At 66.4% G+C, this 24999-nt stretch carries 22 protein-coding genes; 6 read left to right on the forward strand and 16 right to left on the reverse strand.

The window, feature by feature from the left end:
• Nucleotides 1-2 precede the first annotated feature (2 nt).
• A complete protein-coding gene (locus ABIE04_RS08650) occupies nt 3-3464 on the reverse strand; it encodes a hybrid sensor histidine kinase/response regulator (protein ID WP_354548705.1) in 3462 nt (1153 codons plus the stop codon).
• A gap of 97 nt (nt 3465-3561) precedes the next feature.
• Between ABIE04_RS08650 and ABIE04_RS08655 the strand changes: the two genes are divergently transcribed.
• The gene (locus ABIE04_RS08655) at nt 3562-4206 is read left to right on the forward strand and encodes a 4'-phosphopantetheinyl transferase family protein (protein ID WP_354548708.1); all 645 of its coding nucleotides are present in this window, start codon (nt 3562-3564) and stop codon (nt 4204-4206) included.
• Nucleotides 4207-4300: 94 nt separating this feature from the next.
• On the forward strand, nt 4301-5044 hold the full coding sequence (locus ABIE04_RS08660) for a pyridoxine 5'-phosphate synthase (protein ID WP_354548710.1): 744 nt from the start codon (nt 4301-4303) through the stop codon (nt 5042-5044).
• An 88-nt stretch (nt 5045-5132) separates the two neighbouring features.
• On the opposite strand, the gene ABIE04_RS08665 is transcribed toward ABIE04_RS08660, so the two are convergent.
• The 9 genes from ABIE04_RS08665 to dnaA form a co-directional block, all read right to left on the reverse strand.
• On the reverse strand, nt 5133-5537 hold the full coding sequence (locus tag ABIE04_RS08665) for an ExbD/TolR family protein (protein ID WP_354548712.1): 405 nt from the start codon (nt 5535-5537) through the stop codon (nt 5133-5135).
• A gap of 6 nt (nt 5538-5543) precedes the next feature.
• The gene (locus ABIE04_RS08670) at nt 5544-5966 is read right to left on the reverse strand and encodes an ExbD/TolR family protein (protein WP_214556272.1); all 423 of its coding nucleotides are present in this window, start codon (nt 5964-5966) and stop codon (nt 5544-5546) included.
• An 11-nt stretch (nt 5967-5977) separates the two neighbouring features.
• Nucleotides 5978-6751 carry a MotA/TolQ/ExbB proton channel family protein gene (locus ABIE04_RS08675; RefSeq protein ID WP_214556273.1) on the reverse strand — a complete coding sequence of 258 codons (774 nt, stop codon included), beginning with the start codon at nt 6749-6751 and terminating at the stop codon, nt 5978-5980.
• Between the two features lie 56 nt (nt 6752-6807).
• A complete protein-coding gene (locus ABIE04_RS08680) occupies nt 6808-7353 on the reverse strand; it encodes an energy transducer TonB (protein WP_436410362.1) in 546 nt (181 codons plus the stop codon).
• 333 nt (nt 7354-7686) lie between these two features.
• On the reverse strand, nt 7687-8976 hold the full coding sequence (locus tag ABIE04_RS08685; RefSeq protein WP_354548716.1) for a tetratricopeptide repeat protein: 1290 nt from the start codon (nt 8974-8976) through the stop codon (nt 7687-7689).
• Nucleotides 8977-9224: 248 nt separating this feature from the next.
• On the reverse strand, nt 9225-11660 hold the full coding sequence (gyrB, locus tag ABIE04_RS08690; RefSeq protein WP_354548718.1) for a DNA topoisomerase (ATP-hydrolyzing) subunit B: 2436 nt from the start codon (nt 11658-11660) through the stop codon (nt 9225-9227).
• A gap of 95 nt (nt 11661-11755) precedes the next feature.
• Complete coding sequence (gene recF / locus ABIE04_RS08695) at nt 11756-12835, reverse strand: DNA replication/repair protein RecF (RefSeq protein ID WP_354548720.1); 1080 nt, start codon at nt 12833-12835, stop codon at nt 11756-11758.
• A 96-nt stretch (nt 12836-12931) separates the two neighbouring features.
• Nucleotides 12932-14032, reverse strand: coding sequence for a DNA polymerase III subunit beta (gene dnaN, locus ABIE04_RS08700; protein WP_354548723.1), 1101 nt, complete (start codon nt 14030-14032; stop codon nt 12932-12934).
• Between the two features lie 243 nt (nt 14033-14275).
• Complete coding sequence (gene dnaA / locus ABIE04_RS08705; RefSeq protein ID WP_354548725.1) at nt 14276-15610, reverse strand: chromosomal replication initiator protein DnaA; 1335 nt, start codon at nt 15608-15610, stop codon at nt 14276-14278.
• A 192-nt stretch (nt 15611-15802) separates the two neighbouring features.
• On the opposite strand from dnaA, the gene rpmH reads away from it, so the two are divergent.
• The 4 genes from rpmH (at nt 15803) to mnmE (ending at nt 19596) form a co-directional block, all read left to right on the forward strand.
• On the forward strand, nt 15803-15937 hold the full coding sequence (gene rpmH, locus ABIE04_RS08710; RefSeq protein ID WP_008211413.1) for a 50S ribosomal protein L34: 135 nt from the start codon (nt 15803-15805) through the stop codon (nt 15935-15937).
• Between the two features lie 29 nt (nt 15938-15966).
• On the forward strand, nt 15967-16371 hold the full coding sequence (gene rnpA, locus ABIE04_RS08715) for a ribonuclease P protein component (RefSeq protein ID WP_354548729.1): 405 nt from the start codon (nt 15967-15969) through the stop codon (nt 16369-16371).
• A 64-nt stretch (nt 16372-16435) separates the two neighbouring features.
• Nucleotides 16436-18175: a membrane protein insertase YidC gene (gene yidC, locus ABIE04_RS08720; RefSeq protein WP_354548731.1), complete on the forward strand. Its 1740-nt coding sequence runs from the start codon at nt 16436-16438 to the stop codon at nt 18173-18175.
• 74 nt (nt 18176-18249) lie between these two features.
• Nucleotides 18250-19596, forward strand: a complete 1347-nt coding sequence (gene mnmE / locus ABIE04_RS08725; RefSeq protein WP_354548734.1) for a tRNA uridine-5-carboxymethylaminomethyl(34) synthesis GTPase MnmE — start codon at nt 18250-18252, stop codon at nt 19594-19596.
• On the opposite strand, the gene rbsK is transcribed toward mnmE, so the two are convergent.
• From rbsK to ABIE04_RS08755, 6 genes are all read right to left on the reverse strand, one after another.
• Nucleotides 19597-20493 carry a ribokinase gene (gene rbsK, locus ABIE04_RS08730; RefSeq protein WP_354548736.1) on the reverse strand — a complete coding sequence of 299 codons (897 nt, stop codon included), beginning with the start codon at nt 20491-20493 and terminating at the stop codon, nt 19597-19599. It lies immediately after the preceding gene.
• A 141-nt stretch (nt 20494-20634) separates the two neighbouring features.
• Nucleotides 20635-21255, reverse strand: a complete 621-nt coding sequence (locus ABIE04_RS08735) for a hypothetical protein (protein WP_354548739.1) — start codon at nt 21253-21255, stop codon at nt 20635-20637.
• A 36-nt stretch (nt 21256-21291) separates the two neighbouring features.
• Nucleotides 21292-22626: an ATP-dependent protease ATPase subunit HslU gene (gene hslU / locus ABIE04_RS08740; RefSeq protein ID WP_354548742.1), complete on the reverse strand. Its 1335-nt coding sequence runs from the start codon at nt 22624-22626 to the stop codon at nt 21292-21294.
• Between the two features lie 86 nt (nt 22627-22712).
• Nucleotides 22713-23249, reverse strand: coding sequence for an ATP-dependent protease subunit HslV (gene hslV, locus ABIE04_RS08745; protein ID WP_354548744.1), 537 nt, complete (start codon nt 23247-23249; stop codon nt 22713-22715).
• 116 nt (nt 23250-23365) lie between these two features.
• The gene (gene xerC, locus ABIE04_RS08750; protein ID WP_354548750.1) at nt 23366-24253 is read right to left on the reverse strand and encodes a tyrosine recombinase XerC; all 888 of its coding nucleotides are present in this window, start codon (nt 24251-24253) and stop codon (nt 23366-23368) included.
• Nucleotides 24254-24260: 7 nt separating this feature from the next.
• Entirely contained in the window at nt 24261-24953 is a 693-nt protein-coding gene (locus ABIE04_RS08755; protein ID WP_354548754.1) for a DUF484 family protein, read from the reverse strand.
• Between the last annotated feature and the right edge of the window lie 46 nt (nt 24954-24999).

Consider the following 24999-nt stretch of genomic DNA (forward strand, 5'->3'; position numbering starts at 1 on the left):
GGCTAGCGGCGCAGCAGAGCGGTCAACAACGCACGCAACGCGGCCGGCCTCACCGGCTTGTGCAGTACCGGATAGCCGAGCGCGCGGGCGCGTTGCTTCAGTTCGCTGCTGCCGTCGGCGGTGATCATCGCCACCGGCGGCAGTTCGCCCAGCACGCCGCCCAGTTGTTGCAGCGCCTGCAGGCCATCGACGCCATCAGCCAGGTGGTAGTCGGCCAGGACCAGGTCGATCGGGCCCCGCGCCAGCTCCGCGCGGGCCTGTTCCACATCCAGCGCGATGCGGCAATCGACGCCCCAGCGGCTGAGCAGGGCACGCATGCCGTCGAGAATGGCGGCGTCGTTGTCCAGGCACAGCACGGTCAACGGCAGCTGCTTGTCCGGACCGGCGCGCTGCACCCGCTGGCGGCGCGCCGGCACCGCCTCGTTGCGCGGCACCGTCACCGCGAAGCAGCTGCCGTGCTCGACCCGCGAATGCAGGTCGAGCCGGTGGCCGAGGATGCTGGCCAGGCGATCGCAGATCGACAGGCCCAGGCCCAGCCCCTTCTCGCCCCACGGCGAAGGCTGCTCCAGCCGCTGGAATTCGCCGAAGATCCTCGCGCGCTGTTCTGCCGCGATGCCGGGGCCGGAATCCCATACCTCGATGCGCACCTCGTCGGCGCCCATCCGCCGTGCGCCCAGCAGCACGCTGCCCTTGCTGGTGTAGCGCAAGGCATTGGAGAGGAAGTTCTGCAGGATACGGCGCAGCAACTGCGGGTCGCTGCGCACCGCCAGAGCGGTCGGCACCACGCGCAGGCGCAATCCGCGCTGCTCGGCGACCACCGCGAACTGCGCCCTCAGCGAATCGAACAGTTCGGCCAGCGCGAAGCCACCGACCTCCGGATGGTAGCTGCCGGCATCCAGCCGCGAGACGTCGAGCAACGCATCGAGCAGGTCTTCGGCGGCACGGAACGAGGCGTCGATGCGTTCGGCCAGTCCGCTCGCTTCCGCATCCAGGCCGGGATGCTGGCGCAGCGCCGAGGTGAACAGGCGCGCCGCATTCAACGGCTGCAGCAGGTCGTGGCTGGCCGCAGCGAGGAAGCGGGTCTTGGAGATGTTCGCGGTCTCCGCCGCACGACGTGCCTGCGCGGTGGCGACCAGCGCCTCGGACAGTTCGGCGGTGCGCTGCTCGACACGCTGCTCCAGCGTCTCGTTCACCTCGATCAGCGCCTGCTCGGCATGCTTGTACGCGGTGACGTCGGTGTAGGTGGTGACGTAGCCGCCGCCGGGCAGCGCGCGGCCGCGCATCTCGATCACCGTGCCGTCCGGGCGGATGCGCTGGAACAGGTGCGACGAGCCGGCGCGCATGTAGTCGATGCGCTTGGCCACGTGGCCATCCACCTCGCCGGGCCCGCATTCGCCCAGCTCGGCATTCCAGCGGATCAGCTCGGCCACCGGCACGCCCACGTGCACCATGCCGTCGGGATAGTCGAACAACTCCAGGTAGCGCCGGTTCCACGCCACCAGGCGCATCTGCGCGTCGACCACGCTGATTCCCTGCGAGACGTTTTCCAGCGTGGTGGACAACAGCTCGCGATTGAAGCGCAGCTCCTGCGACGCTTCGTCCAGCAGCGCCATCGACTCGGCCACGTCGAGGCCGCTGCCGGACAGCGCGCTGATCAGGATGCGCCGCGCGTTGGCCGCGCCCACCGCCGAGGCCAGCAGCCGTTCGGTGTACTGGATCAAGGCGCGGTCGGCCGCCTCGCCGGGCAGCAACGGCTTGCCGCGGCGCTGGCCGTATTCCTCGAAGGCGCGCACGCTGCTGCGCTCGCCCACGATGCGTTCGGCGATGGTGCGCAGGTCGGCCACCACCACGCGGCCACGCCAGTCGCCGCTGCCGCTGCGGCTGGCCGGATCGGCGTCCATGAACATCGCCGCGTGCAGGCGTTCCTCCAGGCTGGGCCGCAGGCGCAGCGAGACGAACACCAGGCAGCCCACGTTGACCAGCAGCGACCAGAACGTGCCGTGCATCACCGGCTCCCAGCCGCTGAGGTGGAACAGCGCCTGCGGGCGCAGCCAGTCCCAGCCGAACGGCCCGGCCTGCAGCCACTGATCGGAACGGATCAGCGCCGGCAGCAGCAAGGTGTACAGCCACACCACGAAGCCGCCGACCAGGCCCACCATCACGCCGCGGCGGCTGGCGCCGCGCCAGTACAGCGCCGCGATCAGCGCCGGTGCGAACTGCGCCACCGCGGCGAACGCGAGCAGGCCGGTAGCGGCCAGGTTCTCCGCGTTCGCGGCGACCCGGTAGTAGGCGTAGGCCATCACCGCCAACAGGATGATCGCCACCCGGCGCACGCCCAGCACCAGCTGCGACAGGTCGCTGCGCTGCTCCAGCCGCAGCCGGCGGATGCGCAGCAGCGCCGGCATCACCAGGTCGTTGCTGATCATCGTCGACAGCGCCACCGAGGCCACGATCACCATGCCGGTCGCCGCCGAGAAACCGCCGATGAAGGCCAGCAGCGCCATGCCGCGATCGCCGTACGCCATCGGCAAGGTCAGCACCCACGCGTCGGCGGCGCCATCGCGCACCAGCGGCATGTGCGCGCCGGCCGCCACGATCGGCAGCACCGCCACGCTGACGATGACCAGGTACAGCGGCACCATCCAGCGCGCGCGGGTGAGGTCGCCGGCGTCCTCGCACTCGACCATGCCGATCTGGAACTGCCGCGGCAGGCAGAACATCGCGCAGAACGCCAGCATGGTCTGCGCCAGGAAACCCGGCGACAGGCCGTGGCCCAACTGCGTGACCGGCAGCTGCACCGTGCTGGCCAGCCCCGGCCCCTGCCACAGCGCGTAGCCGGCCAGCGCCACGAACGCCAGCAGCTTGATCAGGGACTCCAGCGCGATCGCCAGCATCATGCCGTGGTGATGCTCGGTGGCGTCGATGCTGCGCGTGCCGAACAGGATCGCGAATACCGCCAGCAGCGCCGCGCACCACATCGCGCTGTCGATGCCGCCGGCCGTCACCATGCCGTGCCGGACGCCGCCGAGCACGCCGAACGACATCGCCACCGCCTTGAACTGCAGCGCGATGTACGGCACCACCGCGATCACCGCAATCACCGCCACCAGCGCGGCCAGTCCGTGCGACTTGCCGAAACGCGCACCGATGAAGTCCGCGATCGAGGTGATGTTGCGCTGCCTCACCACCTGCACCAGCCGGCGCAGCAGGCCGAAGCCGAACACGAACAGCAGGATCGGCCCAAGGTAGATCGGCAGGTAGGCCAGGCCGTCGCGCGCCGCCGTGCCGACCGCGCCGTAGAACGTCCACGACGAGCAGTACACCGCCAGCGCCAGGCTGTAGACGATCGGACGCAGGCGCGGCTGACGCGGATACAGCGGCCGACGGTCGCCCGCGTAGGCCACCACGAACAGCAGCCCGACGTACAGCAGCGACACCAGCAACAGCAGCCAGCCCTGGATCAAGCCTCGTTCTCCCCAGCCAGACGGATCGATCGACAACCGCTACGCCGGCACCAGCCGCGCGCTTGTGCCATGGCGGTGCCGGCGGCACCATGCACGGATGACCGCCGCGCACGTACCGACGCTTGCCAACGTAGCAGAGCACCTGCGCGATGACGAGATTCATGTGTGGCGGCTGGACTACCGGCCGTCGCACCAGCGGGCGCCGCTGCGCGGGGTGTTGGCCGCCTACCTCGGTATCGCCGCGGAGCGGGTCGCGTTGACCGATGGCGAACACGGCCGCCCGGCGCTCGCCGCCGGGCTCGATCCGTCACTCGGTTTCAACTGGTCGCACAGCGACGGGCAGGCGCTGATCGCCATCGGCCGGCACATCGCGCCGGGGATCGATCTCGAGCGCCTGCGCCCGCGCGCACGTGCACTGGAGATCGCCGAACGTTATTTCAGCGTCGACGAGGCCGCGGCCCTGGCCGCACTGCCGGAGGCCGAGCGCAGCGCCGCCTTCCTCGAGTTGTGGACCGCCAAGGAGGCGGTGTTGAAGGCGCTGGGACGCGGCATCGCATTCGGCCTGGATCGGCTCAGCATCGCCAGCGCCATCGACCGCCTGCACTTGCAGCGGCTGGAGGGCGACGACGTCGGCGCCTGGCAGTTGCAGCGGCTGGACATCGACAGCAGCCTGGTCGCGACACTGGCGTGGCGCGGCGGCGAGCGCCGGATCCGGCTCGGCACGCTTGCCAGCGGCGCCTGATCGGCGCACTGTTTCCGGTCCATCGACCGGCCCCGCGCAAGCCCGGGGCCAGCGATGCCGACCGTTTTCAACCGCCCAGGATCGTCCGTCCGCCATGACCCTGCTCAGCGTCAACCTCAACAAGATCGCCGTGCTGCGCAACTCGCGCGGCGGCCGGGAACCGGATATCTGCCGCGCCGCCCAGACCTGCATCGAGGCCGGCTGCGGCGGCATCACCGTGCACCCGCGCCCGGACATGCGCCACGTGCAGCCGCACGACGTGCGTGCGCTGGCTGCGATGCTGCGCGGGCGGGTCGAGTACAACATCGAGGGCAACCCGTTCGCCGGCGCCCGCGGCGACTATCCGGGCCTGCTCGCGCTGGCGCGGGAAGTGCGCCCGACCCAGGTGACCCTGGTGCCGGACAGCGACGGCCAGATCACCTCCGACCACGGCTTCGACCTGCGTCGCGACATCGCACAGCTGCGCCCGCTGGTCGGCGAGCTATGCGATCTCGGCTGCCGGGTCAGCCTGTTCGTCGACGCCGGCAGCCAGGATTTCGACCTGGCCGCGGTGATCGGCGTGCAGCGCATCGAGATCTACACCGGTCCCTACGCCGAGGCATTCGCCGACGGCCAGCCCGCGGCAGCCCTGGCGACGTGTGCCGACACCGCGCGGCGCGCGCAACAGGCCGGGCTGGCGGTGAACGCGGGACACGACCTCAGCCAGGCGAATCTGGGTACGTTCAAGGCGGCGATTCCCGGTCTGGCCGAGGTATCCATTGGCCACGCCCTGATCGGCGAGGCGCTGTACGAGGGCTTGGCCACCACCGTGCGCAACTATCTGCAGATCCTGCGCTGACCGTTGCACCGCCACATCCGCCGCACAAACAAAAACCCCCGCACCAGGCGGGGGTCTTGATGTTGCGTGCTGCCGCGGCAGCGCCGGGTCAGAAGTTTTCGGTGAAACCGATCTTGACCAGGTTGTAGCTCTTCGCGTCCGCCAGCACCCGTGCCACGTACTGGTAGGCCACCGCGTCGTCCGCGGCGATCTGGATTTCCGGCTGATTGCTCTGCTGGGCGATCACCGCGAGCTGTGCCTTCAGGCCCAGCTCGTCGACCGGTGTGTCGTTCCAGTACAGCGCACCGGCCTGGTCGATCTTCAAATGGATCGGCTCCAGTGGCGTGGTGGGCGGCGTGGGGTTCGGGTTCGGCTGGGGCAGGTCGACCTGGATCTTGTGCGCCAGCACCGGTGCCGTGATCATGAAGATGATCAGCAGCACCAGCATCACGTCGACCAGCGGCGTGACGTTGATCTCCGACATCGGACCGCTGGTTTTGGTAGTGAAAGCCATTTCAGATCACCCCTTCGGCGCATCAGTGGTCATGAAGCCGACATGCACCATGCCCGAGTCCTTGGCGTCGCCGATGACCTTCTTCACGACCTTGAACTCGGTGTTCTTGTCCGCACGAATCTGCAGCTCCGGCTGGGGCGACTTCTGCGCATTCACCACAAACTGCGCCCGCAACTCGGCTTCGGTGACCAGGTGGTCATTGAAGTACATGCTGCCATCCTGCTTGACCGCCAGATCCAGAGGCGCCACCGGCAGCTCCGCATCCTTCGTCTTGGGATTCGCAATCGGCAGATCGATCGTGATGGAGTGGGACATCAGCGGCGCGGTGATCATGAAGATGATCAGCAAGACCAGCATCACGTCGACCAGCGGCGTGACGTTGATCTCCGACATCGGGCCGCCGGAATTGTCTCCTACGCTCATCGACATGGGTCAATCCCTCACTTCTGGCTTTCGACGCGCGAACCAGTCGCAAAGAAGTCGTGCAGGTCGTGCGCGAACTCGTCGAAGCGGGCGTAGACCACGCGATTCGAGCGGCTGAAGAAGTTGTAGGCGAACAGCGCCGGGATCGCGGCGAACAGACCGAACGCGGTCATGATCAGCGCCTCGCCCACCGGACCGGCCACCGCGTTCATCGACGCGTTGCCGGAAGCGGCGATGCGGATCAGGGCGTGATAGATGCCCCACACCGTACCGAGCAGACCGACGAACGGCGCAGCGGAACCGACCGTGGCGAGCAGGGTCATGCCGCCTTCCAGGCGCATGCTCTCGCGAGCCACGGCCTGACGCAGGGCGCGGTCGATGAACTCCGAACGGCTCAGCGACTCGGCCAGACGGCCCGTGGTGCCTGCCGCCGAGGTGGCCTGCTGGTGGTGGGCCACTGCCGAGGCGGCGTCGAGTGCGATCTTGGAGAACGGCTCGCTGCGCGGCTGGGCTTCCAGTTCGCGGATCGCGTCCTGGGTGGAGCCGTTGCCCCAGAAACCGTTGATGACCTTGTCGGCGCGAGCCTTCACCGTCGCATTGCGGATGCCGTTGGCAATGATGAAGTACCACGACAGGAACGACATCACGACCAGGGTCACGAAGACGACCCAGCCGAGCCAGTCGAAGTTCTGGATCAGGTTGTCGAAGCCCATCTGCTTCATGGCTTCGGCGTTGGTATTGCCACCCAAGGCCTGTGCGGCATCGGTCGTTGCAGGAGTCTGTAGGAACATAACGCTACCCTAGGGAAGTCAAGCGTGAACTGTAACTGTAAACCAGACGAACCTGGTTACAGCTGGTTGAGATTGAAGTTGACCGGAACGCGCGCGTACCCTTCAACTTTTTGTCCATTTCGAATCGTTGGATTGAAGCGCCAACGACGTGCGGCATCCATGGCAGCACGATCGAGTTCGTGATAACCGCTGGACCGGTCGACCTTGATGTCCTTCGGCGAACCATCCACGCCCACCAGGATCATCAGCACCACCGTACCTTCATGCCGCTGACGGATCGCCTGCGGCGGATACTTCGGCTGAAGACGGCTGTTGTAGCTGAGATCCGAGCTGGCCGTGATATCCGAAGGCGGCGCCGGTGGAGCTGGCGGTGCCGGCGGCGGTGCCGGGGTCGCATTCGCCGAAACCTCTTCCACCGGTGGCGGCGGGGTCGGCGGCGGCGGGGTCGGCGGCGGCTTGATCTGCTGGATGATCTTCGGCGGTGGCTGCTTCGGCGGCTCCGGCGGCGGCGGCGGTGGCGGCGGCGGCGGCGGCGGCGGCTCGATGAAGTTCACCTGGACGATGCGCTCCTTTTCCTTGTGGTTCTGATTCGGCGGCGCCATGGGCGCCACGATCAACAGGAATGCAAACGCATGCAGCCCGATGGCAACTGCCAATGCCCAGGTGCGTTTCCAACTAAACGGCTCGCGCCCGATTTCTTCGTTACTTGAGGCCATCTGTCACTATCTGAAGCTGATCAAACCGAAGGAGAACGTTGCCGCAGGGCTTGGCCCGAAACCGTCTGATGCCTGGACGGACCCGGAGGGAACTTAGCCACTGGGGAGACGCTAGGGAAAGGTTTCAACGGTACAACAGCACATGGCATTTGTATAGCACCGCGGGGTAGACGATATGGACGTCCATCCACCCCGCGGTTTGCCAAGTGCTTCAGCCGGTCAGCCAGCACCGGTCTTTTTCAGCCAATCCTTTGCCTTTGCCGCCGTCTCCGGGTCCTGTGCGGCCTTCTTCATTGCATCGATCGCGGCAGGCTTGTTCTTCAAGCCGCGCTCGGACTCGGCCAGCAGCATGTACGCCGTGCCCTTGTGCTTCACGCCCTTGTCGAGCGCCTGCTGAATCAGGCCCTTGGCCTGGCTGTACTTGTTCTCGCTCAGCAGCAGGCGTCCGGCGCGCAGTGCGGCCTCGCCATCGGTGGCGATCGGCTGCGCCTTGTTGTAGTAGCCGATCGCCTTGTCGATGTTGTTCGCGATCTCGGCGGACTGGCCCAGCAGCACGTAGGTTTCCGCGTCGGGCTTGACCACGCCCTTGCTCATGCCTTCCTCGAGCACCTGCTGGGCCTTGGTCGCGTTCGGCGCCGGATCGGCGCTTTCCTGGCCGGTGACCAGGTACAGCTTCGCCAGGTTCACGTACTGCGTGTCCTTGCTGAGCTTGCCCTCGGCACGCGCCTTTTCCATCATCTGGATTGCTTCCGGGTACTTGTGCGCCTGCATCAGCACCGCGACCGCGTTGTTGAGCGCGTTCGGATCGCTCGGATTGGAACTGAGCTGGCTCTTGGCCAGCTCGGCGGCCTTCTCATCCTGGCCGGACTCGGCGTAGCTGGCCATCAGGATCTGGTCCCAGGTCGGCTGCGGCTTGTCGGTGAGCGACTTGGCCTTGTTGATCGAAGCGATCGCCTCCGGGTACTTGCCCAGCCGGTACTCGGCATTGCCCTCGAGCGCGTACGAATCGGCGGTTTCCTTCTTGCCCTCGGCGCGCCACTTGGCGATCGTGTCCAGCGCGGGCTGGTACTGCTCGTCGGCCATCTGGAATTGCGCCAGCATGTACATCAGCTGGAAGTAGGTGTCGTTCGGCATCACACCGAGCGCCAGCGAGCGCTGCAGCGAGCTGATCGCGCCCTTGTAGTCGCCGTCGTTGTAGTGGAGGCTGGCCATGCCCTGCAGCGCCAGCGCCTGCGCGTACTTGCTCTTGCTGCTGTCGATGATCGGCTGCAGCATCTGCTGGGCCTTGGCCTTGTCGCCGGCGTTGACCGCATCCAGGCCTTCGTTGAGGTTCTTCTGATCCTTCTCGCTGGTCAGGTCGAGCTTCGGCTCGGCGCGGGTCGCGTTCGGATACAGCACTTCCTTCTTGGGTTTGGCATCGTCGCTCTTGCGCGCCATCACCGGGCTGCTGGCCACACCCAGCAGCAAGGCAATGCTCGCCAGCGCGGTTAACCCTCGGACATGCTTCATGGTGATCCTCATCTGTTCTGGGCGTGTCGTAATGACGCGGGGGATTACGAAGCGTAACTCGACCCGGCAAGGGATAACAAGTTGCAGCGCCGCATCAAAGCCTGTTAAAAATCAATTACTTGGCGACCTTCCCTGGCCCACGCGGCGATTATTTGCATTTCATCGGCCGTCATTCCGTGCGCTCACCTGCTCCAATGGGCACGCACGCCGGGGCCATCGTTGGATGCGATCGCGCCGGCGGAGACGGCTCAGATGTCCAGGTTGGCGACCTTCAGCGCGTTCGCCTCGATGAAGTCGCGGCGTGGTTCGACCGCCTCGCCCATCAACATCGAGAACATCTGGTCAGCCGCGATCGCATCCTCGATGCCGACCTGCAACATGCGCCGGGTCTCCGGGTTCACCGTGGTGTCCCACAGCTGCTCGGGATTCATTTCGCCCAGGCCCTTGAAGCGCTGGATGCTGCGGCCCTTCTTCGCCTCGTCCAGCAGCCAGTTGCGCGCCTCGAGGAAGCTGAGCACGCCGCGCGAGGCGTTGCCCCGCCGCACCACGGCGTCGGGCTGGATCATGCCGGCGATCTGTTGGCTGATCGCCAGCAGCGGGCGGAATTCGGCGCTGCCGAAGAACGGCTGCGGCAGTAGCCAGGTGTGGCTGAGCCCGTGCTGTTCCTTCACCACCTCGATGGCGGCCGGCTGCTCGTCGTGGGCCGGGCGCAGCGACATGCGGTAGTGCGGCTTGCCCAGGCCGCTGGCGGCCAGGCGCTGGGTGGCGCCGTCCAGCCAGGCCTGCATCGCAACCGGGTCGGACCACAGTGCCGGCGTCATCGGCGCGTGTTCGAGCAAGGCGTTCAGCACGGCGGCGTCGAAGCGGTGGGCCAGCTTGGCGATCTGGTCCAGTGCGTGCTGGTAGCCGCGCAGCAGCTTCTCCAGCGCCTCGCCGGTGATCGGCGGCGCATCCGGGTTGTAGGTCAATACGGCATTGTCGACCGCACTGGAGATCAGGTAGTCGTTCAGCGCGGTGTCGTCCTTGATGTACAACTCCTGCTTGCCCTGCTTCACCTTGTACAGCGGCGGCAGGCCGATGTAGATGTGGCCACGCTCGATCAGTTCGGGCATCTGGCGGTAGAAGAAGGTCAGCAGCAGGGTGCGGATGTGCGAGCCGTCGACGTCCGCATCGGTCATCAGGATGATGCGGTGGTAGCGCAGCTTGTCCGGGTTGTATTCGTCCTTGCCGATACCGGTGCCGAGCGCGGTGATCAGCGTACCGACCTCGGCCGAGGCCAGCATGCGGTCGAAACGCGCCTTCTCGACGTTGAGGATCTTGCCTTTCAGCGGCAGCACGGCCTGGGTCTTGCGGTTGCGGCCCTGCTTGGCCGAGCCGCCGGCGGAGTCACCCTCGACCAGGAACAGCTCGCATAGCGCCGGGTCCTTCTCCTGGCAGTCAGCCAGCTTGCCGGGCAGGCCGGCGATGTCCAACGCACCCTTGCGCCGGGTCATCTCGCGCGCCTTACGGGCGGCTTCACGGGCACGGGCGGCATCGACCACCTTGGAGGCGATCGCCTTGGCTTCGTTCGGATGCTCCAGCAGGAACTCGCCGAGCTTCTCGTTGACGACCTGCTCCACCACCGTCTTGACCTCGGACGAGACCAGCTTGTCCTTGGTCTGCGAGGAGAATTTCGGGTCAGGCACCTTCACCGACAACACCGCGATCATGCCTTCGCGCATGTCGTCGCCGGACAAGGTGCCCACCTTGGCGTTCTTGGCCAGGCCGGATTTCTCGATGTAACTCTGCAGTGAACGGGTCAGCGCGGCGCGGAAACCGGTGAGGTGGGTGCCGCCGTCGCGCTGCGGGATGTTGTTGGTGAAGCAGAACATGGTCTCCTGGTAGGAGTCGGTCCACTGCATCGCCACCTCCACCACGATGCCATCCTGCTCCGCGGTCAGGCTGATCACGTTCGGATGCAGCGCGGTCTTCAGTTGGGCCAGGTGCTGCACGAACGAGCGGATGCCGCCCTCATAGGCAAACGTGTCCTGGCGGCCTTCGCCGCGCTCGTCCTTCAGCTCGATGGTGACGCCCGAATTGAGGAAAGCCAGCTCGCGCAGGCGCTTGGCAAGGATCTCGTAGTGGAAGTCGATGTTGTTGGTGAACGTCGCGGGGCTGGGCAGGAAACGCACCAGCGTACCGCGCTTGGTCGACGGGCCCACCACCTTCAGGGGGAACACCGGTTCGCCCAGCGCGTATTCCTGCAGATGCTCGAATCCGTCGCGATAGATCGTCAGCCACAGGTGGTCGCTCAATGCATTGACCACCGACACGCCCACGCCGTGCAGACCACCGGATACCTTGTACGAATTCGCGTCGAACTTGCCGCCCGCATGCAGCACCGTCATCACCACCTCGGCGGTGGAACGGCCCTCTTCCGGGTGCATGTCGACCGGGATGCCGCGGCCGTTGTCGCTGACGCTGGCCGAGCCATCATCGTGGATGGTGACCACCACCTTGTCGCAATAGCCGGCGAGCGCCTCGTCGATCGCGTTGTCGACGACCTCGAACACCATGTGGTGCAGGCCAGTGCCGTCATCGGTATCGCCGATGTACATGCCCGGGCGCTTGCGCACCGCCTCCAGGCCTTTCAGGACCTTGATGTTGCTTGAGTCGTAGTGCGATTCGTTCATGGATTCGTTCATGCGTTGACCGTTTCCTGGCGCCAGCGACCCGCCCGACACGGCGCCGTGAAAGGCCGGACAGGGTTATGCAATCCTTGGGAGATGCAACCCTTCGATTATAGCAGGCGCGCCAGCTGGCCTTGTTCCACGTGGAACACGCGTGCGGGAAGCCCCTGCAGCGCAGCCGGCAGTTCGGTACCAGTCAGCAGGACCTGGGCATGGGCCGCAGTCAGCTGGGCCACTACGGCGGCCTGATGGGCCTGATCCAGTTCCGAGGCGAGGTCGTCCAGGCACACGATAGGCCATTCGCCGCGATGTTCGGCGTACAGCTCGGCTTGGGCCAGCATGCAGGCCAGCGCGGTAAGTTTTTCCTGGCCACGGGACAGATGCTCGCGCAGCGGCGCATATTCGAACGTGACCGACCAGTCGGCCCGGTGCACGCCCAACGTGGTGTGCCCGCGGGCCAGATCCCTGCCCCGTTGCTCGCGTAGCTGTTGCGCCAGATCCAGCTCATCCGACCAGCCGCGACGGTAGCGCAGGTCGAGCGCACCCAGCTCCGGCAGCAATCCGGCGATGCTGCTCAACAGTCTCGGACGCAACAGGTCCAGATAGGCGCGACGCTGCAGGTCGATCTGGTGGGCCGACTGCGCCAGTTCCGCTTCCCACGGCGCAAATAGCTCGTCGGTCGGGGGCGATGCGGAGCGCAGCAAGCTGTTGCGCTGCTTCAGCGCACGTTGATAGCGGCGCCAGGCCGTCAGGAATTCGTGTTCCACGTGGAACACGCCCCAATCCAGATAGCGGCGTCGTTCTTCGGCCGCTCCGGCGATCAACGCATGCGAACCCGGCTCGAAGCAGACCACCGCGCATTCGCGCACCAGCTGCCCGATCGCCACGTTCTCGCCGTCAACTCTCGCTTCCCAGCGCACGCCGTCCCGTCCCAGGCCAAGCCGGCACACACGCTGATCGGCGTGGCACAGCTCGGCGAAGATCGACAGCTGCGAGGTGCCCCGTTGCAACAGTGCCTCCTTCGCGCCGCTGCGGAACGAGCGGGCATGCGACAGCAGGAACACCGCTTCCAGCACACTGGTCTTGCCGGCGCCGTTGGCGCCCACGAAGACGTTGATCGCCGGATCCAGCGTGATACCGACATCGGTAAGGCAGCGCAGTCCGCGCATGCGCAGCTGTTCCAGCCTCATGCGCGGTGCACCCACAAACAGGAACGCCGGGATCCCTGGTAGGAACCCCGGCGTCGCCTGTTCTTGCCGCACATGGCGAAGACCATGCGCTGGCCGTCAGAGCCGCAACGGCATGATCACGTGGCGGGCGTGCTCATTGTCGTGCTCCTGCACGAGGCAGCTGGACTGGGCGTCGCGCAGGCTGAGCCGGGCCTGGTCGCCGCGCAGCGCGGCCAGCGCATCGAGCAGGTAGCCCACGTTGAAACCCACCGCCAGGTCGGATACGTGGGTATCGGCCTCGACTTCCTCGACCGCCTCCTCCTGCTCCGGGTTGTGCGCCACGATGCGCAGCTTGCCCGGCGACAGTTCCAGCCGCACGCCACGGTACTTCTCGTTCGACAGGATCGCTGCGCGTTGCAGCGCGCCGCGCAGCACTTCGCGGTCCAGCGTGGCGGTCTTGTCGGCACCCAGCGGGATCACCGCCTCGTAGTCCGGGAAACGGCCGTCGATCAACTTGGAGGTGAACACCACGTCGCCACGGTGTACGCGCAGGTGGTTGCGGCCGAATTCCAGCTCGACTTGCCCGTCGCCGGTTTCCAGCAGGCCGATCAGCTCGTTGACGCCCTTGCGCGGAATGATGATCTGCCGCCGCGTGCTGACCGAGCTCTGCAACTCGGTTTCCTTCATCGCCAGGCGATGGCCGTCGGTGGCCACGCAGCGCAGCGTGTGCTCCTGCAGATCCAGCAGCATGCCGTTGAGGTAGTAGCGCACGTCCTGGTTCGCCATTGCGAACGCGGTGCGTTCCATCAGGTCGCGCAGCGCTTCTTCCGGCAGGCTGACCTTTTCCACCAGTTCGATCTCGTCGACGGTGGGAAACTCGCTGGCCGGCAGGGTCGTCAGCGTGAAGCGGCTGCGCCCGGCATTCAGTGCCACGCGGTCGCCGTTGAGCTTGAGCTCGATCCGCGCACCATCGGGCAGGGCCCGCACGATGTCAAACAGCTTGCGGGCGGGAATGGTGATTTCGCCGTCGACCAGTTTTTCCGCCTCCGTGGTAGCCACCATTTCCACTTCGAGGTCGGTGCCGGTCAGCGACAGCCGACCGTTGCCGACCTTCACCAGCAGGTTGGCCAGCACGGGCAGCGTCTGGCGGCGTTCAACGACACCAACCACCTGCTGCAGCGGTTTGAGCAGAGCTTCTCGTTGGATGCTGAATTGCATGGCTGTGCTTCCCCTATACCTGCTGTTCTGTCTTTAAAAGAAGTTAGTGGTTGTTGTTGGGCCGGTGGGTAACTTTTATACCCTGATTTTTTCTTCTAAATCAATTTCTTGAGAGATTTTATGGCTGTGCTTGAAGGAGCTGCCTAACGGTGGACAGTTTGTGGATAACTTCAGGGGCGAATCCATCCACCCATTATCCACAGCTTGAGCCCCTGCTTATCCATAATCTTTGCGCGTCATCGCTCAACCGGTCAGCGTACGGATCAATTGCTCCCAATCCTGACGCATTCGCGTGTCGGTCTCGATGAATTTCCGGATCGTCTTGCAGGCATGCATCACCGTGGTGTGGTCGCGCCCGCCGAAGGCCTCGCCGATCTCCGGCAGGCTGTGCTCGGTCAGTTCCTTGGACAAGGTCATCGCGATCTGCCGCGGCCGCGCCAGTGAACGGACGCGCCGCTTGGACAGCAGGTCCTGCAGCCGCACGTTGAAGTACTCGGCGGTGATCTTCTGGATGTTCGGGATGGTGATCGCCTGCGCATGCGTGGCCAGCAGGTCGCGCAGGGTCTCCTCGGCGAAGTCGGTGGTGATCGGCTTGCCATAGAAGTTCGCCCGCGCCGCCAGCGTGTTCAGCGCGCCCTCGAGATCACGCACGTTGGAGCGGATCCGCTTGGCCAGCAGCATCGCCACGTTCTCGTCGACCGCCACGCCCTTCTCGTGCGCCTTGGCCAGCAGGATCGCCGCGCGCGTTTCGAAATCCGGTGGCTCGATCGCCACCGAGAGGCCCCAGCCCAGGCGCGATTTTAGCCGCGGCTCGAGCTTGTCCACTTCCTTCGGGTAGCGGTCGCAGGTCAGGATGATCTGCTGCTTGGATTCGAACAGCGCGTTGAACGTGTGGAAGAATTCTTCCTGCGTGGTGTCCTTGCCGGCGAAGAACTGGATGTCGTCGATGAGCAGCGCGTCGACCGAGCGGAAGCGTCGCTTGAACTCGTCCATGCTCTTGGCGCGCAAGGCCTCGATCATCGAGCCGACGAACTGCTCCGAGCGCAGGTACAGCACCTTGCAGTCCGGATTGCGCTCGCGCATCAGGTTGCCGGCGGCGTGCATCAGGTGGGTCTTGCCCAGGCCGGTGCCGCCGTACAGCAGCAGCGGGTTGTAGGCGCGCCCCGGGTTCGTCGCCACCTGCATCGCGGCGGCCTTGCCGAGCTGGTTCGACTTGCCCTCGACGAAGGTCTCGAAGGTGTAGTGCGGGTCCAGGTTGTGGGTGAACGCAGGCACCGGGGCCGCGGTGGCGGCCGCCCGGGGTGCCGCCGCCGTTTTGGCGGACGGTGCCGGCCGGACCGCGCTGGAGCCGACCTCCAGCCGTACCGGGCAGGGTTTGCCGCCGAGCTGCAGCAATACCGCCTCGATCTGTTGCAGGTAACGCCCGCGCACGGTGTCCAGGGTGTAGGAATTCGGCGCGAACAGCTGCAGGCCGTTGGCATCGTCGCGCGCCTGCAGCGGCATCAGCCAGGTATGCAGGTCTTCGGCGCTCAAATCGCCTTCGAGGCGCTCAAGGCAGCGCCGCCACAGATCACTCATGAATAAAATCGACCACAGCTTGAAGCGCTTGCGCGCGGGGTGATGGGTTAGTCTAGCAGCCTCCCCCGCCGCCTCGGCCGCCACATATCCACACGGGTATCCACAAGGCGCCCTCCATCGTCATTTGACAGCGGCGGCGGATACCCCACATACTTTCCAACCTTTTTATCCACATTCCCTTCGGAGTAAGCCATGAAGCGGACCTTCCAGCCCAGCAAGCTCAAGCGCGCTCGCACGCACGGTTTCCGTGCCCGTATGGCCACCGCCGACGGCCGCAAGATTCTCAACGCCCGTCGCGCCAAGGGCCGCAAGCGCCTGATCCCGTAAGTACCGATCAAGCATTGGGGGCAAGCGTCATGTCCATCGCCGGGCTGCCGCGCGACGCGCGGTTACGTCGGCCAAGTGACTTCGCCGCCTTGCGGACAAGCAGCGGACGCGCAGGCGGCCGCTGTTTTCATATGCGCTATCGCGACAACGACCTCGGGCATGCCCGGCTCGGCCTGGCGATTTCCAAGCGCGTCTCCAAGCGAGCGGTCGAGCGCAACCGGATCAAGCGATTGCTGCGCGAGTCGTTCCGGCGTGTGCGCCATCAGCTGCCGGCGGTCGACATGATGGTGATGGCGCGCGAACAGGCCGCCGGCGTACCCGGGCCGCAGCTGCTGGCCGAACTCGACGGCTTGTGGAAAAAACTGCTGGCCAGCCATGCCGCGACGTCCGGACCATTGAAGCCCGCCGGCGACACCACCACAATCGAGCGTTGACCTTTTTCCTTCCTGTCTCCGCGGCGTTGACAAGTGTCGTGGCGTTACCCGGATCTGCTACGCGATGAATCAAACGCGCACCTTCCTCATGTTCGCCCTGCTGGCCGTGGCCTACTTCCTGTTCCTGGCCTGGGAGAAGGATTACGCGCCACCGCCGCCGACCACGGCAGCCAGCGCAGCGAGCACGGCCACACCAGCGGCGGATGCCGGCGTACCGGGCGCAATTCCGGCTGCCTCCGCGCCAGGCTCCGCGGCTACGCCGACGATCGCCGGCGACACGGCTTCTGCCACACCGGCCGCAGCGCAGCTGATCACCGTCGAGACCGACGTACTGAAGCTGAGCGTGGATACCCGCGGCGGCAGTCTGGTGCACGCCGACCTGCTGGCCTACCCGCAGGCGCCGCGCACGCACAAGGCGCCGAACCCGCCGCCGACCGTACTGTTGACCAGCGAGCCCGAGCGCTATTCGGTGGCCCAGAACGGCCTAGTCAGCAGCACCGACACCGCGCCGGCCGACCAGCCCAACCACCTGGCACTGTTCCACAGCGAAAAGACCGCCTACGCGCTCGCCGCCGGCCAGGACGAGCTGAAGGTCGACCTCACCTGGCAGGATGCCGCCGGCCTCAAGGTCACCAAGACCTACACCTTCAAGCGCGGCAGCTACGTCATCGGGGTGAGCCAGCGTATCGACAACGGCACTGCTACGCCGTGGCAGGGCAACGCCTACCAGCAGCTGCTGCGGGTCGAGCCGCCGAAAGCCGGCAACTGGCTGGCGAACTACACCAATCCCGAGACGCGCAGCTTCCAGGGCGCCGCCTGGTACACCGGCGAGAAGTTCGAGAAATTGCCGTTCAAGGACTTCGCCGAACCGAAGGACCAGCTCAACGCCACGATCAAGGGCGGCTGGGCGGCGATGCTGAAGCTGTACTTCGTCACCGCGTGGATTCCGCCGGCCGACCAGACCGAGCAGTACGTCACCCAGACGATCAACCCGGACAGCGCGCATCCGCGCTACCTGATCCGCACGGTCGGCCCCGCCCTGAGCGTGGCGCCGGGGCAGAGCCTCACCAGCCAGTCGCGCCTGTACGTGGGCCCGAACAAGCAGGGCTCGATGGACGCGATCGCGCCGGGGCTGGATCTCACCATCGACTACGGCATGTTCAAGGTCATCGCCGTGCCGATGCACTGGGTGCTGTCGCAGTTCCACGCGATCACCAAGAACTGGGGTGTGGCGATCATCCTGCTGGTACTGCTCATCAAGGGCCTGAGCTGGAAGCTCACCGCCATCCAGTACCGCTCCAGCGCCCGCATGCGCAAGCTGCAGCCGCGTGTCCAGGCGCTCAAGGAGCGTTACGGCGACGACAAGCAGAAGATGCAAGTGGCGATGATGGAGCTGTACAAGAAGGAGAAGGTCAACCCGATGGGCGGCTGCTTGCCTGTGCTGATCACCTTGCCGGTGTTCTACGGCCTGTTCTTCGTGCTCGAGTACAGCCTGGAACTGCGCCACGCGCCGTTCCTGTGGATCCCTGACCTCAGCGCGCCCGATCCGTTCTACATCCTGCCGATCATCTACGCGTTGGTGATGTTGGGCACGCAATGGCTGAACCCGGTCGCCGCGGGCATGGACCCGACCCAGGCGAAGATGATGAAGGTCATGCCGCTGCTGTTCACGGTGATGTTCGCGTTCTTCCCGGCCGGCCTGTGCCTGTACTACGCGGTCAACGGCATCGTGGGCCTGGGCCAGCAATGGTGGATCACCCACCATATCGATCGCGAGGATGTGATCAAGCCCAAGGCCGCCTGAGCCCGATCCATCACGCTTCCTTCGTCAGCCGCGACCGGGTCACCGTCGCGGCTGACTTCGTTTAGAGTCATCGCATGACCGAGCACCCCAGCGATACCATCGCCGCCATCGCCAGCGCCCCCGGTGCGGCGGGTGTGGGCGTGCTGCGCGTATCCGGGCCGGTGGTGCCGGCGATCGCGCAAGCCTTGCTCGGCCGCATGCCGCAACCCCGGTATGCCCACTTCGCCGCGTTCCGCGACGATGCCGGCGAACTGATCGATCGCGGCCTTCTGCTGCATTTCCCCGCGCCCGCTTCGTATACCGGCGAACACGTGCTGGAACTGCAAGGCCACGGCAGCGCCGTGCTGCTCGACGCGTTGCTGCGCCGCTGCTGCGAACTCGGCGCCCGCCTGGCGCGGCCCGGCGAATTCACCGAACGCGCTTTCCTCAACGGCAAGCTCGACCTGGCCCAGGCCGAAGCGGTCGCCGACCTGATCGCCGCGCGTTCGCAAGCCGGTGCGCGTGCCGCGCTGCAGTCGATGGAGGGCGTGTTTTCGCGCAGGGTCGAGGCGCTGCTGCAGGCGCTGATCGCGCTGCGCGTGCACATCGAGGCGGCGATCGACTTCCCCGAGGAAGAAATCGACTTCCTTGTCGACCCGGCGATCACTGCTCAACTCGAAAGCCTGCGTGTCGAACTGGCCGAGCTGCTTCGCGAAGCGCAACGAGGCCTGCGTCTGAACGATGGCCTCAAGGTGGCCATCGTGGGCCGTCCCAACGCCGGCAAGTCCAGCCTGCTCAACGCGCTGGCCGGCAGCGAGCGCGCCATCGTCACGCCGATTCCCGGCACCACCCGCGACGTGCTGCGCGAAGCGCTCAGCCTCGACGGCATCGCGCTGGAACTGGCCGACACCGCCGGCCTGCGCGAAACGCAAGACGAAGTCGAACGCGAAGGTGTGCGCCGCGCCCACGGCGAACTGCAGCGCGCCGACGTCGCCCTGTTGGTCACCACCGCCGCCGACTATGCCGCCGACCTGGCGTTCTTCGACGCCCTGCCCGCCGACGTCGAACGCGTGGTGCTGATCAACAAGATCGACCTCGATCAGGTTCCCGCCCGCCACAACCAGTGCGAAGGCATGCATTGGCTGTGGGCCTCGGCGAAAACCGGGACAGGTCTCGACGCCCTGCGCGAGCATCTCAAGCGGCTGGCCGGTGCCGGCAGCGGTGAAGGCGCCTTCACTGCGCGTCGTCGTCACGTGCTGGCGTTGCAGCAGGTCGGCGCGCATCTCGATCGCACCGGCGCCATCCTCGCCAGCAGTCGCGCCGGCGAACTCGCCGCCGAGGAATTGCGCCAGGCCCAGCACGCGCTGGGCGAAATCACCGGCAGCTATTCCAGCGACGACCTGCTCGGCGCGATCTTCAGTTCGTTCTGCATCGGCAAGTGATCAGCCAGCCGGCTGCGCGAGGAAAGCATCCACGTCATGCACGCCCGGCATGCCGCCCTGCGCGCCGAGCCGGGTGACCGACAGCGCGGCGGCGGCGCAGGCCTTGCGTACGGCGGCGGCGAGGCCTTCGTGGAGGAACACGGCCAGCGCGGCGTTGAAGGTGTCGCCGGCGCCGGTGCTGTCGACCACCTCGACGTTGAAACCGGACTGGTGGATCGGTTCGCCCTGCTCGCGGTACCAGGCGCCCTCGCCGCCGCGGGTGAGCACGACGGGACAGGGCGCGCGTTGCATCAACGTGCGGAAATCCTCGTCGGGATCGGCGCCGAGCAGGATCGCCAGTTCATGCTGGTTCGGGGTGACGTAGCGGGCGAGTTGCAGCCAGTCGATCGGCAGCTTCTGTGCGGGGGCGGGGTTGAGAATCACCGGCACGCCGAGGCGGTGGCCCAGGCGCAGGGTGGCTTCGACGGTTGCCAGCGGGATCTCCATCTGCACCAGCACGGCGTCGGCGCGCGCGATCAGCGTCTGCGCGCGTTCGACTTGCGCCGGGGTAACGCGTGCGTTGGCGGCGGGGACCACGATGATCTGGTTCTCGCCGCCGGCGACAGTAATCGAGGCGGTGCCGCTGGCGCTGTCGGCGAGTTGCGCGACATGGCTGAGGTCGACACCCTCCATCGCGAGACCCTCGCGCAGTTGCCGGCCGAAGGCGTCGTCACCGGTGGCGCCGACCAGCGCCACGTCGGCACCCAGCCGCGCCGCGGCTACGGCCTGGTTGGCACCCTTGCCGCCGGGCACGGTGAGGAAACGTTCGCCCAGGATGGTCTCGCCGGGGCCGACGAAGCGCGGTGCCTGGGTGACCAGATCCATATTGATGCTGCCGACGACGACGATGCGTGTCATCTGTTGTCCCCCGCCAAAGCGCGCTGGCTTCACGATGAACGTGAGAGCTTAACCGCTGGCGCGATGGCCTTGGAATCATCGACGTGCCGCATGCCCGAGAAGCGGCCCGCGAAGGTCCGCCCCGGTCTCGCCCGGCTTCACTCAGGGGGATGGAGCGCGGCCGAAGCCGGTGTCCCCGGGCAGCAGGGCCGGCGCGGGGCCGGCCACGGCGAGCAGGGACTGCGCGTAGCTGTCCTCGATGCTGACGGTGGAGACTTCGTCCCAGGCGAAGAACGAGGGCTCGCGCATCCATTCCGCGTCGGGACTCAGCTCCTGCATGTTGAAGCCGTCTTCCTCGACGTCGATCAGGCGGCCGATGTAGCAGACCTCGGACTCGTCCTCGCTGTCCACATGCACGCCGATCACCGCGGCCTGCGCGCCGGCGGCCTGGATGACTTCGCGGATATTGTCCAGCGGGAACCCGCGCGGCATGCGCGGCAGGATGTGTTTCAGCGCCAGCGCCTTCTCGAAGAACACGTGGTGCTTGTCGGGCGCTTCCAGCTCGCTGACGTCGCGATGGCGCATCACGTACATGCCGTCGTAGGTGATGCCGTCGCCGACCACCCAGAGCAGGAAGAATTCGCGCCCCACGCCACCCACGTAGCCGCAGAAGCTGCCGTGTTCAAGCTCCTCGCGCCACAACCGCACCAGCGTCTGCTTCTGCTGCGCCTCGCGCAACTGGGCGCGCTGGCCGGTGTTTTTCAGTTCAATAATGTTGCTCACGGTGCCTATTTTAGCAGATGGGGGTGACCGGCTTGTTCAGAGGATGTAGCGGCTGAGATCCTCGTTCTGGGCCAGGCTTCCGAGGTTTTTATCTACCTGTTCGGCGTCGATAAGGTATTTTTCGCCGGATTTGTCCGCGGCCTCGAAGGAGATTTTTTCCAGCAGGCGCTCCATCACGGTATGCAGCCGGCGGGCGCCGATGTTCTCGGTGCGCTCGTTCACCTGGAACGCCACCTCGGCCAGCCGGTCCACGCCGGAGTCGGTGAATTCGATGCCGACGCCTTCGGTGCCGAGCAGGGCCACGTACTGCTTGGTCAGCGCGTTGTGTGGTTCGCGCAGGATGCGCTTGAAGTCGTCCACGCTCAGCGCGGACAGCTCGACGCGGATCGGCAGGCGGCCCTGCAACTCGGGAATCAGGTCGGACGGCTTGGCCAGCGAGAACGCGCCGGACGCGATGAACAGCATGTGGTCGGTCTTGATCGGGCCGTACTTGGTCGACACGGTGGAGCCCTCCACCAGCGGCAGCAGGTCGCGCTGCACGCCCTCGCGGCTGACCCCGGAATGGCCGTAGTCGGAACGCTGCGCCACCTTGTCGATCTCGTCGATGAAGACGATGCCGTTCTGCTCGGCCGACTCCATCGCCTGGGCGCGGATCTCCTCGTCGTTGAGCAGCTTGCCGGCTTCCTCGTCGATCAGTAGCGGCCGGGCCAGCTTGATCGCCAGCTTGCGGCTCTGCGTCTTGGCCCCGCCCAGGTTCTGGAACATCTGGCGCAACTGCGCGCCCATTTCCTCCATGCCCGGCGGCGACATGATCTCCACGCCCAGGTTCATGGCGAAGTCCAGCTCGATCTCGCGCTCGTCCAGCGCGCCCTCGCGCAGTTGCTTGCGCAGCTTCTGGCGGGTGTCGCTGTCGATGGTCGGCGCGGGATCGTGGGTCCAGTCGGTCGGCGTCTGCCGGCGCGGCAGCAGCGCATCGAGGATGCGATCCTCGGCGCGGTCCTCGGCCTGCGTGCGCACGCGCTTGATCGCATGCTCGCGGGTCAGCTTGTAGGCCACGTCGGCGAGGTCGCGGATGATCGATTCGACATCCTTGCCGACATAGCCGACCTCGGTGAACTTGGTCGCCTCGACTTTCACGAACGGCGCATTGGCCAGCGTCGCCAGGCGGCGCGCGATCTCGGTCTTGCCCACGCCGGTGGGGCCGATCATCAGGATGTTCTTCGGGGTGATCTCGTTGCGCATCTCCGCCGGCAGCTGCATGCGCCGCCAGCGGCTGCGCAGCGCCACCGCCACCGCACGCTTGGCGTCGTGCTGGCCGATGATGTAGCGGTCGAGTTCGTTGACGATTTCGCGGGGGGTCAATTCGGACATGGGTTTCGCCGGGATTCGGGATTCGGGATTTGCAAAGCCGCGGGATGATCAGGCTGGCGGGCTCGGACGATTCCCGCCATCCCGAATCACAACTCTTCGATCGACACGTTGTGGTTGGTGTAGATGCAGATGTCGCCGGCGATCTTCAGCGCCTTCTCGACGATGGTGCGTGCATCCAGTTCGGTATTCTCGAGCAGGGCCATCGCCGCGGACTGCGCGAACGGGCCGCCGGAGCCGATCGCGATCAGGCCGTGCTCGGGTTCCACCACGTCGCCGTTGCCGGAGATCAGCAGCGACGCCTCCTTGTCGGCCACCGCGAGCATCGCCTCGAGCCGGCCGAAGCGGCGGTCGGTGCGCCATTCCTTGGCCATTTCCACCGCGGCGCGGGTGAGGTTGCCGTTGTGCTTCTCGAGCTTCTGCTCGAACAGTTCGAACAGGGTGAACGCGTCGGCGGTGGCGCCGGCGAAGCCGGCCACCACGTCGCCCGCCTTGCCCAGCCGGCGGACCTTGCGCGCATTGCCCTTCATCACCGTGTTGCCCAGCGTGACCTGGCCGTCGCTGCCGATCACGACGCGGCCTTCGCGGCGCACGCAGACGATGGTGGTGGCGTGAAACGATTCCATGGGAGCTCCGCAAGAGTGTGCCTGAGCGAACGAGATGGGGCCGCAGCGGTTTCGCTTCAATGTCGAGGGTGGGCGTCCTGGCTCCTCCCCCGGTTTGCAGGGGGAGGAGCATGGCGTCAGGGCTTGCGTTTCGCGCGCGGGTGCGCCGCGTCGTAGACCCGCGCCAGGTGCTGGAAATCCAGGTGGGTGTAGATCTGGGTGGTGGCGATGTCGGCGTGGCCGAGCAGCTCTTGCACGGCGCGCAGGTCGCCGGAGGATTCCAGCATGTGGCTGGCGAAGGTATGCCGCAGCAGGTGCGGATGGATGTGCTTGGGGATGCCCTGCTGCAGCGCCAGCGTCTTCATGCGCAGCTGCACCGTGCGCGGGTTGATCGGCGCACCGCCGCGGCCGCGGAAGATCGGGCTGTCTGCCGGCGTACCTTCTTCCGCGCCCAGGGCGCGCAACGCGGCGACCGCGTGGCGGCCGACCGGCACGATGCGGGTCTTGCTGCCCTTGCCGAGCACGCGCACTTCGCCTTCGTCGAGGTTGAGGTCGAGCCAGCGCAGGCCGCACAACTCGGACAGGCGCAGGCCGCTGGAGTAGAACAGCTCCAGCATCGCGCGGTCGCGCACGGCCAGCTTGCCGCCGCTGTCGGTCTCCACCAGCGCGGCGGCCTCGTCGACGTCGAGCACCTGCGGCAGCTTGCGGCGCACCTTGGGGCCGCGCACGCCGAGCAGCGGATCACTCGCCAGCCCGCCTTCTCGGTTGAGCTGGCGGAACAGGCTGCGGCACGACGACAGCAGGCGTTGCAAGCTTTTCGGCGCCAGCCCGGTGCGATGCTCGCCGGCCACGAACGTACGCATCCGGTTCGCGTCCAGCGCATCGAACGAGGCCAGCCGCTGTTCCTGCATGAAGCGCAGCAACTTGGCCAGGTCGCGGCGATAGCCGGCGACCGTGTGCGGCGAGGCGTGGCGCTCGTCGGCGAGGCGGGCGAGCCATTGCTCGACCTGTTGTTCGGGCGTCATCGCCGGCTCAGGAGATATCCCGCGAGCGTGCCAGCGCGGCGGTGATGGTGGCGGCGATCATCTTAAGGAACAGCGTGCCCATGCCGGGCTGGAAGCGGTCCGGGTTGGTGCTGCCGATCGCCAGGATGCCGCAGTCGCCCAGCCGCATCATCGCGACCGAACGGATCTGCCCGGCGTCGGCGCCGAACAGGCGCTCGAGCTTCTCGGCCGACAGGCGGCCGGAGACCGGCTCGCCCTTGCGCAGGAACTCGGCGAACTCCGGCAGTGCGTCGGCGCCGCCGGGGATCTGCTGCAGCCATTCCGCGCGCGGCAGCTGCGGCTCGTCGCCGAACAGCAGCAGGCGCACCTGCTCGGTGTGGAAATCCGCGCCGAGCTTGGCGATCACCGTGCGCGCGGTTACTTCCATCGTGTTCGCGCGCAGCAGCGCCACGGTGAGCGCGTGCACGCGTTCCATCAGCTTTTCGTTCTCGGCGGCGATCGCGATCAGTTCGGCCAGTTGGCGTTCGAGTTCCGCGTTCTTGTCGCGCAGGCTTTGCAGCTGGTACACCGCCAGCGACGATACCGCGCCGCCCTGCTCGCGCGGCGGCATGGTCAGCCTGGCGGCCAGCTCGGGATATTCGCTGAGGAATTCCGGATGGCGCTTCAGGTAGGCGGCGACCACGCGGGCCTGGGTGGCGTCGTCGAGCAGGGTGGCGGTCATGCGTGAATGTCCTCGAACCGTTGCGGGGCGCGCGAAAGATGCGCAC

The organism is Rhodanobacter soli (assembly GCF_040548735.1).
Lineage (GTDB): Bacteria > Pseudomonadota > Gammaproteobacteria > Xanthomonadales > Rhodanobacteraceae > Rhodanobacter > Rhodanobacter soli_A.

What these genes read in the sequence shown, in the direction of transcription:
- hslV (WP_354548744.1), bottom strand. Translation starts at nt 23,249, where the DNA reads ATGGAATCGTTTCACGCCACCACCATCGTCTGCGTGCGCCGCGAAGGC.
- dnaN (WP_354548723.1), bottom strand. Translation starts at nt 14,032, where the DNA reads ATGCAATTCAGCATCCAACGAGAAGCTCTGCTCAAACCGCTGCAGCAG.
- ABIE04_RS08675 (WP_214556273.1), bottom strand. Translation starts at nt 6,751, where the DNA reads ATGTTCCTACAGACTCCTGCAACGACCGATGCCGCACAGGCCTTGGGT.
- xerC (WP_354548750.1), bottom strand. Translation starts at nt 24,253, where the DNA reads ATGACGCCCGAACAACAGGTCGAGCAATGGCTCGCCCGCCTCGCCGAC.
- dnaA (WP_354548725.1), bottom strand. Translation starts at nt 15,610, where the DNA reads ATGAGTGATCTGTGGCGGCGCTGCCTTGAGCGCCTCGAAGGCGATTTG.
- ABIE04_RS08660 (WP_354548710.1), top strand. Translation starts at nt 4,301, where the DNA reads ATGACCCTGCTCAGCGTCAACCTCAACAAGATCGCCGTGCTGCGCAAC.
- ABIE04_RS08680 (WP_436410362.1), bottom strand. Translation starts at nt 7,353, where the DNA reads ATGGCGCCGCCGAATCAGAACCACAAGGAAAAGGAGCGCATCGTCCAG.
- rpmH (WP_008211413.1), top strand. Translation starts at nt 15,803, where the DNA reads ATGAAGCGGACCTTCCAGCCCAGCAAGCTCAAGCGCGCTCGCACGCAC.
- ABIE04_RS08755 (WP_354548754.1), bottom strand. Translation starts at nt 24,953, where the DNA reads ATGACCGCCACCCTGCTCGACGACGCCACCCAGGCCCGCGTGGTCGCC.
- recF (WP_354548720.1), bottom strand. Translation starts at nt 12,835, where the DNA reads ATGAGGCTGGAACAGCTGCGCATGCGCGGACTGCGCTGCCTTACCGAT.
- ABIE04_RS08685 (WP_354548716.1), bottom strand. Translation starts at nt 8,976, where the DNA reads ATGAAGCATGTCCGAGGGTTAACCGCGCTGGCGAGCATTGCCTTGCTG.
- gyrB (WP_354548718.1), bottom strand. Translation starts at nt 11,660, where the DNA reads ATGAACGAATCCATGAACGAATCGCACTACGACTCAAGCAACATCAAG.
- yidC (WP_354548731.1), top strand. Translation starts at nt 16,436, where the DNA reads ATGAATCAAACGCGCACCTTCCTCATGTTCGCCCTGCTGGCCGTGGCC.
- rbsK (WP_354548736.1), bottom strand. Translation starts at nt 20,493, where the DNA reads ATGACACGCATCGTCGTCGTCGGCAGCATCAATATGGATCTGGTCACC.
- hslU (WP_354548742.1), bottom strand. Translation starts at nt 22,626, where the DNA reads ATGTCCGAATTGACCCCCCGCGAAATCGTCAACGAACTCGACCGCTAC.
- ABIE04_RS08670 (WP_214556272.1), bottom strand. Translation starts at nt 5,966, where the DNA reads ATGTCGATGAGCGTAGGAGACAATTCCGGCGGCCCGATGTCGGAGATC.
- mnmE (WP_354548734.1), top strand. Translation starts at nt 18,250, where the DNA reads ATGACCGAGCACCCCAGCGATACCATCGCCGCCATCGCCAGCGCCCCC.
- ABIE04_RS08665 (WP_354548712.1), bottom strand. Translation starts at nt 5,537, where the DNA reads ATGGCTTTCACTACCAAAACCAGCGGTCCGATGTCGGAGATCAACGTC.
- ABIE04_RS08655 (WP_354548708.1), top strand. Translation starts at nt 3,562, where the DNA reads ATGACCGCCGCGCACGTACCGACGCTTGCCAACGTAGCAGAGCACCTG.
- rnpA (WP_354548729.1), top strand. Translation starts at nt 15,967, where the DNA reads ATGTCCATCGCCGGGCTGCCGCGCGACGCGCGGTTACGTCGGCCAAGT.